Source organism: Stutzerimonas sp. LR2 (genome assembly GCF_055755175.1).
In genome coordinates, this window is the sequence record NZ_JBVTRR010000001.1 from 465,115 (window position 1) to 477,836 (window position 12,722).

Genomic DNA, 12,722 nt, shown 5'->3' on the forward strand with positions numbered 1-12,722 from the left:
CCCTCAGCTCGCCTGATAGCGGGCGCGTGGCGTGGCCATTGGCAGTGGGCCGTCGCCGATCATGCGGAACTCGCCTTTCTCGGCGTCGTAGGCGCGGATCTCGCTGGTGCCGATGTTGTAGATCCAGCCATGGATGAACAGCTGACCGCTGGCCAACCGCGCCGCCACCGAAGGATGGGTGCGCAGGTGGTCGAGCTGCGCGACCACGTTCTCCTCGGTGAGGATGCCCAGGGTGTTGTGGTCGGCACAGCCGCAGTTCTGCTCCACGACGATCTTGGCCACCTCGGCATGTCGCAGCCAGCCCTTGACCGTCGGCATCCGCTCCAGCTGCGCCGGATTGAGCACCGCCTTCATGGCACCGCAGTCGGAATGGCCGCAGACGATGATGTGCTGTACGCCGAGGGCCATCACGGCGAATTCGATGGCGGTCGACACGCCGCCGTTCATCTGCCCGTACGGCGGGACCACGTTGCCGACGTTGCGGGTGACGAACAGGTCGCCGGGCGAACTCTGGGTGATCAGCTCCGGGATGATCCGTGAGTCGGCACAGGTGATGAACATCGCCCGGGGTTTCTGCTCGTAGGCGAGCTTCTCGAACAGTTCGCGCTGCTGCGGATACACCTCTTCGCGGAAGCGCTTGACGCCTGAGACGATGTGGTCGAGGGCCTCCTGGGCGGTTTCGCCCGTCTTGTCGTCGCTCATGTTCACTTCTCTCCAGTTGCAAGGGTAGGCGCCATCACGGCGCGTCAGAATACGGACCAGCCAATGCGCTGCGACAGCGCCTCCAGCGCGGCCATGCCGATCAGCGAATTGCCGGCGGCGTTCAGTTCGGGCGACCAGACGCAGACGGTGAAGCGCCCCGGCACCACCGCGACGATGCCGCCGCCGACACCGCTCTTGCCGGGCAGCCCGACCCGGTAGGCGAAGTTGCCGGCCTCGTCGTAGAGGCCGCTGGTGGCCATGATGGCGTTGACCTGCTTGGCCTGGCGCGGCGTGAGCACGGCCTCGCCGCCCTGCGGGCAGACGCCGTCGCGGGCGAGGAAGCCGAACGCACGGGCCAGATCGACGCAGCTCATACGCAGCGCGCAGTGGTGGAAGTAGCTGCGCAGTACCGCCTCGACGTCGTTGTGGAAGTTGCCGAACGACTGCATCAGGTAGGCCATGGCGGCATTGCATGCGCGGTGCTGGTACTCGGACTCGGCCACCCGGGTGTCGGAGATGACCAGCGGGTTGCCGGACAGGTGCCGGACGAAGTCGCGCATCGACAGTTCGGGCGTGGCGAAGCGCGACTGGTTGACGTCGCAGATCACCAGCGCGCCGGCGTTGATGAACGGATTGCGCGGCCGGCCGCGTTCGAATTCCAGCTGCACGAGCGAATTGAACGGTTGCCCGGAGGGTTCGTGGCCGAGGCGCTCCCACAGCGATTCGCCGCGATGGCCGATGGCCTGCACCAGGCTGAACACCTTGGAAATGCTCTGGATCGAGAACGGCGTCTGCGCGTCGCCGGCGTGGAACAGCTCGCCGTCGGCGCTGCACACGGCGATGCCCAGCTGATCGGGCGCCACGTCGGCCAACGCCGGGATGTAGCTGGCCACACGGCCCTGCCCGAGCAGCGGGCGCACCTCGTCGAGAATCTCCTGCAACAGCGCGTGCATCGTCAGCTCCATCGGTCCTGGTGGAGGATGGACGCCCGCGCGGGCCATGGCATCACAGCGCGGCTCAGAACTTCTCCGGGCGCAGCACTTCCACCTCGGCCAGGTAGCAGACCATGGCGAAGTTCGCGTAGTAGCGCGCCTGCAGGTGCTCGGCGATCCGCTCGGCCAGCTCGCGGTTGCAGATCACTTCCAGGCGGATGTTGCCATCGGTGTCCCAGCCGGCGCTGCGTACCCCGCGGCTGCCGCTGCCGCGGGCGTCGGACAGGGTCCAGCCCGGGGCACCCAGGGTTTTCAGGTCGGCTTCCAGCTTGTGTTCCAGAGCCGCCTCGCAGATCACGGTCAGCAGTGTTCGGTTGTGCGCGTTCATGTCAGAACCCCCAGGCGATCAGCCGCTCGGCCAGGGCCAGGTAGAGCGGAATGCCGATCAGGATGTTGAACGGAAAGGTGATGCCCAGCGATGCGGTCAGCGACAGCGACGGATTGGCCTCCGGCACCGCCAGACGCATCGCCGCCGGCACCGCGATGTAGGACGCACTCGCCGCCAGCGTGGCGAGCATTGCCGTGCCGCCCAGCGAAAGCCCCATGAAGCGCGCCAGCAGCGCGCCGATCAGCGCACCGATCAGCGGCATTACCAGGGCGAAGGCGGCAAGCTTGACGCCGTAACGCTTGAGCGAGCCGAGCTGGCCGGAGGCGATCAGGCCCATCTCCAGCAGGAAGAACGCCAGTACCGGTTTGAACATGCTGGTGTACAGCGGTTCGAGGGGCTTGATCGCCTCCTTGCCGGCAATGGCGCCGATCAGCAGGCCGCCGAGCAGCAGCATGATGCTCTTGCCGAGGAAGATCTCGCGGCCCAGCTCCTTCCAGTCGGTGTCCTTCGACACACCCTTGGCCAGCAGGATGCCCACCAGGATCGCCGGGATCTCGAGGATCGCCACGAACAGCGGCATGTAGCTTTCGAAGAACACCTCGCGCGCCGCCAGGTACGCCACCACCACGGCGAAGGTACCGGCACTCACCGAACCGTAGTGCGCCGCCACCGCCGCGGCGTTGACCCGGTCGAAGCGCAGGCTGCGCAGCAGGACGAACGCCAGGATCGGCAGCAGCACGCCCAGCGCCAGCACCAGCAGCGACTGGCCGAGCAACGCGGCACTGGCCTGCTCGGCCAGCTCCACCCCGCCATGCAGACCGATCGCCAGCAGCAGCACGATCGACAGCGTCTCGTAGAGCGCTGGTGGCAACTTCAACTCGCTCTTCACCAGTCCGGCGAACAGGCCGAAGACGAAGAACAGCACTACCGGGTCGATACCCATCTAGATTCTCCACAGCTCGGAAATTGAACCGCTCCCTGGCAGACACTGGCTCGAAAAAAAGGAGCCGCTGGGGCTCCCAAAGGGGACACATTGCCAGCGCCTTGCGTTCCGCCGCCCGCTGCACAGCGCGAGCAGATGGATCGAAACGACGCTGGCGTGGCGCGATCGAATCGCCACGCCACCCTTCACTCAGCCCTCGATCTCTATCAAGACTTCTCCCGGGTTCACCCGGTCACCTTTGGCGACGTGAACGGCTTTCACCGTGCCGGCGATGGGCGCCTGGATCTCGGTCTCCATCTTCATCGCCTCGCTGACCAGTACGGTCTGCCCGGCCTTCACCACGTCGCCGACAGCGACCAGCACGTCGACCACGTTGCCCGGCATGGTGGTGCTGACGTCGCCCGGCGCGCTGGCCTGCTTGCGCTGGCTGCCGCCACCGCCGACGAAGGCGTTCAACGGCTCGAACACCACTTCCTCGGGCATGCCGTCGATGGAGAGATAGAAGTGCCGCTTGCCCTCGCCCTTGACGCCGACGCCGGTGATGTCGACGCGGTAGGTCTCGCCGTGCACATCGATGACGAATTCGGTCGGCGTGCCCTCGACGCTGGCGGCCGCGGCCTTGCCGTCGGGGATCGGCAGCAGCACCTCGGGCTGCAGCGTGCCGGCCTCGCGCTCCTCGAGGAACTTGCGGCCGATGTCCGGGAACATGGCGAAGGTCAGCACGTCTTCCTCGCTCTTGGCCAGCTCGCCGATGTCCTTGCGCAGCTTGTCCAGTTCCGGCGCCAGCAGGTCAGCCGGGCGGCACTCGATGACCTCCTCGCTGCCGATGGCCTGGAAGCGCAGGTGCTCGCAGACCGGTGCCGGCGCCTTGCCGTAACGGCCCTGCAGGTAGTACTTCACCTCGGTGGTGATGGTCTTGTAGCGCTCACCGGCGAGCACGTTGAAGAACGCCTGGGTGCCGACGATCTGCGAGGTCGGCGTGACCAGCGGCGGGTAGCCGAGGTCCTTGCGCACCTTGGGAATCTCCGCCAGCACTTCGTCCATGCGGTGCAGCGCACCCTGCTCCTTGAGCTGGTTGGCGAGGTTGGAAATCATCCCGCCAGGAACCTGGTTGACCTGCACGCGGGTGTCGACGCCGGTGAACTCGCTTTCGAACTGGTGATACTTCTTGCGCACGGCGTAGAAGTACAGGCCGATCTCCTGCAGCAGCTCGAGGTCGAGGCCGGTGTCGTACGGCGTGCCCTTGAGCGCGGCGACCATGGACTCGGTGCCCGGATGGCTGGTGCCCCAGGCCATGGAAGAAATGGCGGTGTCGATGTGGTCGGCACCATTCTCAATGGCCTTGAGCTGGCACATGCTGGCCACGCCAGCGGTGTCGTGGGAATGGATGAACACCGGAAGGTCGATCTCGGCCTTCAGCGCGCGGACCAGATCGCCAGTGGCGAACGGGGTGAGCAGGCCAGCCATGTCCTTGATGGCGATGGAGTCGACGCCCATGTCGCGCATGGCCCGCGCCTGTTCAACGAACAGCTCGACGGTGTGCACCGGGCTGGTGGTGTAGGCGATGGTGCCCTGGGCGTGCTTGCCGCTCTTCTTCACCGCACGGATCGCGGTTTCCAGGTTCCGTACGTCATTCATTGCATCGAAGATGCGGAACACGTCGATGCCGTTCTCCGCCGCACGGGCACAGAACGCCTCCACCACGTCATCGCTGTAGTGACGGTAGCCCAGCAGGTTCTGGCCACGCAGCAGCATCTGCAGGCGGGTATTGGGCAGCGCTGCCTTGAGCTGGCGCAGGCGCTCCCATGGGTCCTCCTTGAGGAAGCGCACGCAGGCGTCGAAGGTGGCGCCACCCCAGACTTCCAGCGACCAGTAGCCGACGCGGTCGAGCTTGTCGCAGATCGGCAGCATGTCTTCGGTGCGCATGCGGGTGGCCAGCAGCGACTGATGGGCGTCACGCAGGATGGTGTCGGTGACGGTGATTTTCTTCTGGGCAGTCATGGTGCGTTCCTCACAGGCCTGCGTGGGCGGCGATGGCGGCGGCAATGGCCAGGGCCAGCTCGCCCGGCTTGCGTTTGATCGAGTAGTTCAGCAGTTCCGGATGGTTGTCGACGAAGCTGGTATTGAACTGGCCGCTGCGGAAATCCGGATTGGCGAGAATCTGCTGGTAGTAGGTGGCAGTGGTCTTCACGCCCTGCACGCGCATGTCGTCCAGCGCGCGCGAGCCACGGGCCAGCGCCTCTTCCCAGGTCAGCGCCCAGACCACCAGCTTCAGGCACATGGAGTCGTAATACGGTGGAATGGTGTAACCGGTGTAGATCGCCGTGTCGGTGCGCACGCCCGGCCCGCCGGGGGCGTAGTAGCGGGTGATCTTGCCGAAGCAGGGAAGGAAGTTGTTGCGCGGGTCCTCGGCGTTGATGCGGAACTGCAGGGAGAAGCCGCGATGCTGGATGTCTTCCTGCTTGACCGACAGCGGCTGGCCCGAAGCGATGCGGATCTGCTCGCGGACGATGTCGATGCCGGTGATTTCCTCGGTGATGGTGTGCTCCACCTGCACCCGGGTGTTCATCTCCATGAAGTACACCTCGCCATCGGCGAGCAGGAACTCCACGGTACCGGCATTCTCGTAACCCACCGCCTTGGCGGCACGCACCGCCAGGTCGCCGATATAGGCGCGCTGCTCGGGGGTGAGCTGCGGGCTGGGGGCGATCTCGATGAGCTTCTGGTTGCGCCGCTGGATCGAGCAGTCACGCTCGAACAGGTGCACGGTGTTGCCGAAACTGTCAGCCAGCACCTGCGCCTCGATGTGCTTGGGCTCGACGATGCACTTTTCCAGGAACACCTCGGCACTGCCGAAGGCCTTGGTCGCTTCGGAGATCACCCGCGGGTAAGCCGACTCGAGCTCTGCCTGCGAGTTGCAGCGACGAATGCCGCGGCCACCACCACCGGAGGTGGCCTTGAGCATCACCGGATAACCGATGCGCTCGGCTTCGCGCAGCGCCTCGGCGAGGTCCTTGACGTTGCCTTCGGTGCCCGGCGTGACCGGCACGCCGGCCTTGATCATGCTGCGACGGGCTTCGGTCTTGTCGCCCATGCGGCGAATCACGTCTGCCGAAGGCCCGACGAACTTGATCCCGCGCTCGGCGCAGATTTCCGCCAGTTCGGCGTTCTCGGAGAGGAATCCATAGCCGGGATGCAGGGCATCGCAGCCGGTCTCTACCGCCAGGTTTACCAGCTTGCGCGGGTTCAGGTAGCCGGCCAGCGGGTCCTCGCCGATGAAATAGGCCTCGTCGGCGCGCTTGACGTGCAGCGCATGGCGGTCGGCTTCGGAGAACACCGCCACCGAGCGGACGCCCATTTCGGCACAGGCGCGGACGATGCGCACCGCGATTTCCCCGCGGTTGGCGATCAGCAGCTTCTTGATCACGCTGTCTTCCCTCGGATCGTTGAGCAGGCGACCCGCGAGCGGGTCAGGATCACTCGCCTTGCTGGCGATTCGTTTCACCCTACGCCCGTGAGGGGGATTACTGAAAATGAATAATTGTTTTCTTTGGGATAAGTATTTACTTATATGTGTGTCAGGAATGACTGTTTCTTGACCACTTAGACAGAAACGCCGCAGGTTTGACTGTTCCGCCAAATGCAGGCGAACTACTGGTAAAACGATGCGAAAATCATTGATGCGCATGACATTGCGCCAGCTTCAAGTGTTCCGCGCGGTCTGCGAGACGCTTTCCTACAGCCGCGCAGCGGAGGAGATGGCGCTGACCCAACCGGCGGTGAGTCTGCAGATCCGCCAGTTGGAAGAACTGGTCGGCCAGCCGCTATTCGAGTATGTCGGCAAGAAGCTCTACCTCACCGACGCGGCCGAGGCGCTGCAGCGCGCCAGCACCGACATCTTCGGTCGGCTGGACAGCCTCGACATGCAGCTCTCCGACTTGCAGGGCTCGCTGCAGGGCCAGCTCAACCTCGCCGTGGAGTCCAGCGCCAAGTACGTCACGCCGCATCTGTTCGCCGCGTTCAAGCGCCTGCATCCGGAAGTCAGCCTGCAGCTGGTGGTGGTCAATCATGCCCAGGCGGTGAAACGCCTGTCGGTCAGCCGTGACGACCTGCTGATCATGTCCCAGGTACCCACCGACATGGACCTGGAGTTCATGCCCTTCCTCAACAATCCGATCATCGCCGTGGCGCCCGCCGAGCACCCGCTGTGCCACGCGGCGACGCTGTCGCTGCAGGACCTGACGAGTTATCCGCTGCTGGTACGCGAACCGGGCTCCGGCACGCGCAAGGCCGCCGAGGACTACCTGCGGCAGAAACGCGCGCATTTCACCCAGACCATTCAGGTCGCCTCGCTGGATGCGCTGCGCGAATGCGTGGTGGCCGGCCTCGGGCTAGCACTGCTGCCACGTCACGCGGTGCATCTGGAGCTGGCCGCCGGCCTGCTGCGGGAATTGCCGGTAGCGGAACTGCCACTGTATCGCAGCTGGTGTGTGGTGCATCCGCGCGGCAAGCGCCTGAGCCCGGTGGCCCAGGCGTTCTTCGCCTTCCTCCGTGAAGAACGCGCGCAGATCAGTGCGCTGGCGGAGCGCTTCGCCGGCCCGCTGACGACTCGATCAGCGAGTTGAACACCAGCGTATCGGCATAGTCGTCCAGTTCGGCGTGCAGCTGGCGCTGCTCGGTGTAGCTTTCGATGGCGCGGCGGAAACGCATGCGGCGCTCATCCTGCTGCTTGCGGCGAGCCTTGCTGTCGAGTGGCGCGGTGACGTCGTTGTGCCGGAGCATGGGCGGTCTCCCAGATCAGGTAACGGGAGACCAGCATCGGCGCTGCGGATGACAGCCTGAAGTCAGCGCGATGACGCGTCCATGAAGACGCCGCGGCTCACTCCTCGTGCGTCTTCACCGTCTTCGGCGACAGACGCAGGCTGCGCAGGCTGCGCTTGACGCTCTTGAGGTGGTTGACCAGGCTCGGCCCGCGAGCCATGGCCACCCCCATCGCCAGCACGTCGATCACCACCAGGTGGGCGATGCGCGAGGTCAACGGGGTATAGATCTCGGTGTCTTCCTGCACGTCGATGGCCAGGTTGATGGTGGCCAGCTCGGCCAGCGGCGTCTGGCTCGGGCACAGGGTTATCAGGGTAGCGCCCGACTCACGCACCACGTTGGCGGTGATCAGCAGGTCCTTGGAGCGACCGGACTGGGAAATGCAGATCGCCACATCGGTGGGCTTGAGCGTGACCGCCGACATCGCCTGCATGTGCGGATCGGAATAGGCCGCGGCCGACAGCAGCAGACGGAAGAACTTGTGCTGCGCATCGGTGGCCACCGCACCGGACGCGCCGAAGCCGTAGAACTCGACCCGCTCGGCCTTGGCCATGGCGGTGATGGCGCGCTGCAGGGCATCCGGATCGAGGCGCTCACGCACCTCCATCAGGGTGTGCAGCGTGGTGTCGAAGATCTTCAGCGCGAAGTCAGCCACCGAGTCGTTCTCGCTGATGGCGAACTGGCCGAAGCTGGCGCCGGCGGCCAGGCTCTGCGCCAGCTTGAGCTTGAGGTCCTGGAAGCCGAGGCAGCCGATGGCCCGGCAGAAGCGCACGATGGTCGGCTCGCTGACGCCGACGGTGTGCGCCAGGTCGGCCATGGAACTGTGCATCACCGAGGCCGGATCGAGCAGGACATGGTCGGCCACCTTCAACTCCGACTTCCGTAGCAGGCTTCTCGACTGGGCGATGTGTTGCAGCAGATTCACGTGGCGGGCTCGCTATGCTCACGACTGAGGGCTCGTTCGGGCGCGACAGGCACCGCTCGGCCATCAGCGGGTTGTAGTGGGGCGGTAGTTATACTACAAGCCTCGCCATGACGCCCATTTTTTGCCCCTGGGAGAGATTCGATGTCGATTTCCTGTGACATGCTCGTGTTCGGCGGGACCGGTGACCTGACGCTGCACAAACTGCTTCCGGCGCTGTATCACCTGCACCGCGACGGCCGCCTGCATGCCGACGTGCGGATTCTCGCCCTGGCGCGCAAGAAGCTCGACCGCGACGGCTACCTGGCCCTGGCCGAGCGCCACTGTCGCGCGCAGGTCGCCCGCGGCGACTTCAGCCCGGACACCTGGCAGACCTTCGCCCAGCGCGTCGACTACTTCGCCATGGACGCCTCCCAGCGCAGCGACTACCTGCGTCTGGCCCAGCACCTCGGCCAAGCCAACGGCCGCGTGCGGGTCTACTACCTGGCCACTGCGCCCGATCTGTTCGAACCCATCGCCGCCAACCTGGAAAGCGCAGGGCTTGCCGGTGACGATGCGCGCATCGTGCTGGAGAAGCCCATCGGCCATTCGCTGGATTCGGCGCTGGAGATCAACGAAGCCATCGGCGCGGTGTTCCCCGAAGCGCGCATCTACCGGATCGACCACTACCTGGGCAAGGAAACGGTGCAGAACCTCATGGCGCTGCGCTTCGCCAACGCCCTGTTCGAACCGATCTGGCGCGCCGGGCATATCGATCACGTGCAGATCACCGTGGCCGAAACCCTTGGCGTGGAGAACCGCGGCGGCTACTACGACAATGCCGGCGCCATGCGCGACATGCTGCAGAACCACCTGCTGCAGCTGCTCTGCCTGGTGGCGATGGAGGCGCCGGTGCGTTTCGATGCCAAGCACATCCGCGGCGAGAAGGTGAAGGTGCTCGAAGCGCTCAAGCCGATCACCGGCAACGACGTGCTGGACAAGACCGTACGCGGCCAATACGGCGCCGGGCGCATCGGCGGTCACGACGTGCCGGCCTACTACTTCGAGCCCAACATCGACAACGACAGCGACACCGAAACCTTCGTCGCGGTGAAGGCCGAGATCGACAACTGGCGCTGGGCCGGCGTGCCCTTCTACCTGCGCACCGGCAAGCGCATGGCGCGCAAGCGCTCGGAGATCATCATCACCTTCAAGCAGGTGCCGCACCTGCTGTTTGCCAAGGGCGAGGTCAACCGGCTGGTCATCAGCCTGCAGCCGGAGGAAAGCATCAGCCTGCAACTGATGGCCAAGGCACCCGGCAAGGGCATGCAGCTCGAGCCGGTGGAACTGGACCTCAACCTGGCCCATGCCTTCAGCAGCACCCGCCGCTGGGAGGCCTACGAGCGCCTGCTGCTGGATGTCATCGAAGGCGATTCGACGCTGTTCATGCGCCGCGACGAGGTGGAAGCCGCCTGGAACTGGGTCGATCCGATCCTGCGCGGCTGGAGCAGCTACTACCGCAAACCGCGACCCTACCCGGCCGGCGAGGACGGTCCGGAACAGGCACACCAGTTCATCGAACGGCAAGGCCACAGCTGGTGGCAATGAGCCTTTTTCGTGACCAGAAAGTTACCGGATGAGATGCCCGCAATTACTCTCTCGCGAATTAGCCCGGAGCGCCCGAATAATGCGCGCCAGAGGGCAGCGAGAACTTTGCGGCGACTACGAAGCGTGACTCAAACAATTAAGAGCGGGAGCCGGGAAAACTGCGGAATATATGGGCGTCACACTAGCGCCATATATTCCGGACTCGATCACAGAAGTCTTACGAATATCGAATCGCCCAGCGCGGCCTTATCCGCCCAGCCCCTTCGTTTTTCCCAGACGCCCCGCGCAAGCTACCAATCCGCCGCGCCAAGTACCGCCACAGCCCTCGCCCGGCGCGGCTTTCAGCCAGACAGACCGCCAGTCAGAGAACTTCTGACGCGCTTTGCGCTCGAACTTCCAGCCTGAATTCAAATTGCATTTCGGTGACAGCTAAGTTGCCCGGCAAGCTGACCATCGCAATACACAGAAACATTCTGCGCGCCAGCGCAGTTATCATGCGGGTTTCAGCGGCATATACAGCGACGCACACTTCCCATATTCCGTTACATGGGTTGAGAAACTTGTGCGGATATGCCTACCCTAAAAAGGAATTCAATCAACAACCCCAAAGGCATTGTTTTGAGTTTCCCCACCGTAATGCTCCGTCGCCCAACCGACGGCGACGGTTACAACCTTCATCAGCTGGTGGCGCGCTGCCAGCCCCTCGATACCAATTCGGTCTACTGCAACCTGCTGCAGTGTTCCGATTTCGCTGATACCGCCATCGCCGCAGAGAACGCCCAAGGCGAGCTGGTCGGTTTCATCTCGGGTTACCGCCCCCCTTCGCGGCCGGACACGCTGTTCGTCTGGCAGGTCGCCGTCGACAGCTCGATGCGCGGTCAGGGGCTGGCCCTGCGCATGCTGCTGGCACTGACCGCCCGGGTCGCTCGCGAGTACGGCGTGCGTTACATGGAAACCACCATCTCGCCGGACAACGGGGCGTCACAGGCGCTGTTCAAGCGGGCCTTCGACCGCCTCGATGCCAACTGCACGACGCGCACGCTGTTCGCCCGCGACACGCATTTCGCCGGTCAGCACGAGGACGAGGTGCTCTACCGCGCCGGCCCGTTCACCGTTTCCCATCTAGAAGAAGAGCTCAAGGAGCACGCATGAAAACTTTTGAACTGAATGAATCCAGGGTTCGCAGCTACTGCCGTTCCTTCCCCGTGGTCTTCAAGCAGGCCCAGGGCGCCGAACTGGTCACCCAGGACGGCAAGCGCTACATCGACTTCCTCGCTGGTGCCGGCACGCTCAACTACGGGCACAACCACCCGGTGCTCAAGCAGGCGCTGCTCGAGTACATCGAGAGCGACGGCATCACCCACGGCCTGGACATGTACACCGAAGCCAAGGAGCGTTTCCTCGAAACCTTCAACCGGCTGATCCTCGAGCCGCGCGGCATGGGCGACTACCGCATGCAGTTCACCGGCCCGACCGGCACCAACGCGGTCGAGGCGGCGATGAAGCTGGCGCGCAAGGTCACCGGACGCAACAACATCATCAGCTTCACCAATGGCTTCCACGGCTGCAGCATTGGCGCGCTGGCCGCCACCGGCAACCAGCATCACCGCGGTGGTTCGGGCATCAGCCTCACCGATGTCAGCCGCATGCCGTACGCCAATTACTTTGGCGACAAGACCAACACCATCGGCATGATGGACAAGCTCTTGTCCGACCCATCCAGCGGTATCGACAAGCCGGCGGCGGTGATCGTCGAGGTGGTCCAGGGCGAAGGCGGTCTGAACACAGCATCGGCCGAGTGGATGCGCAAGCTCGAGAAGCTCTGCCGCAAGCACGAGATGCTGCTGATCGTCGATGACATCCAGGCCGGCTGCGGCCGCACCGGGACTTTCTTCAGCTTCGAAGAGATGGGCATCCAGCCGGATATCGTCACGCTGTCCAAGTCGCTGTCCGGCTACGGCCTGCCGTTCGCCATGGTGTTGCTGCGCCAGGAGCTGGACCAGTGGAAGCCCGGCGAACACAACGGCACCTTCCGCGGCAACAACCATGCATTCGTCACGGCGGCCGCGGCGGTCGAGCACTTCTGGCAGAACGACGCGTTCGCCAACAGCGTGAAGGCCAAGGGCAAGCGCATCGCCGACGGCATGCAGCGCATCATCCGTCGCCACGGCCCGGATTCGCTGTTCCTCAAGGGCCGCGGGATGATGATCGGCATCAGCTGCCCCGATGGCGAGATTGCCGCCGCAGTGTGCCGCCACGCCTTCGAAAACGGCCTGGTGATCGAGACCAGCGGCGCCCACAGCGAAGTGGTCAAGTGCCTCTGCCCGCTGATCATCAGCGATGAGCAGATCGACAAGGCACTTTCCATCCTCGACAAGGCCTTTGCCGCCGTGATGAGCGAGCAGACCGAGAACCAAGCTTCCTGAG

12 protein-coding genes are annotated in these 12,722 nt (G+C 64.5%); 4 read left to right on the top strand and 8 right to left on the bottom strand.

Annotated features, from left to right (window positions below; genetic code table 11):
* Nucleotides 1-3: 3 nt before the first annotated feature.
* The 6 genes from ACVRRC_RS02150 to ACVRRC_RS02175 form a co-directional block, all read right to left on the bottom strand.
* A complete protein-coding gene (locus ACVRRC_RS02150) occupies nt 4-702 on the bottom strand; it encodes a carbonic anhydrase (protein WP_011911437.1) in 699 nt (232 codons plus the stop codon).
* A 44-nt stretch (nt 703-746) separates the two neighbouring features.
* Complete coding sequence (gene glsB, locus ACVRRC_RS02155) at nt 747-1,655, bottom strand: glutaminase B (RefSeq protein ID WP_472996580.1); 909 nt, start codon at nt 1,653-1,655, stop codon at nt 747-749.
* Between the two features lie 64 nt (nt 1,656-1,719).
* Entirely contained in the window at nt 1,720-2,022 is a 303-nt protein-coding gene (locus ACVRRC_RS02160) for a P-II family nitrogen regulator (RefSeq protein WP_014595482.1), read from the bottom strand.
* A 1-nt stretch (nt 2,023) separates the two neighbouring features.
* Entirely contained in the window at nt 2,024-2,965 is a 942-nt protein-coding gene (locus ACVRRC_RS02165; protein ID WP_017245951.1) for a sodium-dependent bicarbonate transport family permease, read from the bottom strand.
* A gap of 189 nt (nt 2,966-3,154) precedes the next feature.
* Nucleotides 3,155-4,966: a sodium-extruding oxaloacetate decarboxylase subunit alpha gene (gene oadA, locus ACVRRC_RS02170; protein WP_019407435.1), complete on the bottom strand. Its 1,812-nt coding sequence runs from the start codon at nt 4,964-4,966 to the stop codon at nt 3,155-3,157.
* Between the two features lie 10 nt (nt 4,967-4,976).
* Nucleotides 4,977-6,392 carry an acetyl-CoA carboxylase biotin carboxylase subunit gene (locus ACVRRC_RS02175; protein WP_014595480.1) on the bottom strand — a complete coding sequence of 472 codons (1,416 nt, stop codon included), beginning with the start codon at nt 6,390-6,392 and terminating at the stop codon, nt 4,977-4,979.
* Nucleotides 6,393-6,630: 238 nt separating this feature from the next.
* On the opposite strand from ACVRRC_RS02175, the gene ACVRRC_RS02180 reads away from it, so the two are divergent.
* Nucleotides 6,631-7,590: a LysR family transcriptional regulator gene (locus tag ACVRRC_RS02180; protein ID WP_049326121.1), complete on the top strand. Its 960-nt coding sequence runs from the start codon at nt 6,631-6,633 to the stop codon at nt 7,588-7,590.
* Here the strand turns inward: ACVRRC_RS02180 and ACVRRC_RS02185 are convergent.
* Nucleotides 7,535-7,747: a PA3496 family putative envelope integrity protein gene (locus ACVRRC_RS02185; protein ID WP_011911430.1), complete on the bottom strand. Its 213-nt coding sequence runs from the start codon at nt 7,745-7,747 to the stop codon at nt 7,535-7,537. The genes ACVRRC_RS02180 and ACVRRC_RS02185 overlap by 56 nt on opposite strands.
* Before the next feature lie 97 nt (nt 7,748-7,844).
* On the bottom strand, nt 7,845-8,711 hold the full coding sequence (gene hexR, locus ACVRRC_RS02190) for a transcriptional regulator HexR (protein ID WP_013981383.1): 867 nt from the start codon (nt 8,709-8,711) through the stop codon (nt 7,845-7,847).
* Between the two features lie 141 nt (nt 8,712-8,852).
* Between hexR and zwf the strand changes: the two genes are divergently transcribed.
* The 3 genes from zwf to ectB all read left to right on the top strand — a co-directional run bounded on the left by zwf (nt 8,853) and on the right by ectB (nt 12,721).
* Nucleotides 8,853-10,295 carry a glucose-6-phosphate dehydrogenase gene (zwf, locus tag ACVRRC_RS02195; protein WP_011911428.1) on the top strand — a complete coding sequence of 481 codons (1,443 nt, stop codon included), beginning with the start codon at nt 8,853-8,855 and terminating at the stop codon, nt 10,293-10,295.
* 636 nt (nt 10,296-10,931) lie between these two features.
* Nucleotides 10,932-11,447 carry a diaminobutyrate acetyltransferase gene (gene ectA / locus ACVRRC_RS02200; RefSeq protein WP_013981381.1) on the top strand — a complete coding sequence of 172 codons (516 nt, stop codon included), beginning with the start codon at nt 10,932-10,934 and terminating at the stop codon, nt 11,445-11,447.
* Nucleotides 11,444-12,721 carry a diaminobutyrate--2-oxoglutarate transaminase gene (gene ectB / locus ACVRRC_RS02205; protein ID WP_013981380.1) on the top strand — a complete coding sequence of 426 codons (1,278 nt, stop codon included), beginning with the start codon at nt 11,444-11,446 and terminating at the stop codon, nt 12,719-12,721. Before ectA ends, ectB begins: the two co-directional genes overlap by 4 nt.
* Nucleotide 12,722 lies beyond the last annotated feature (1 nt).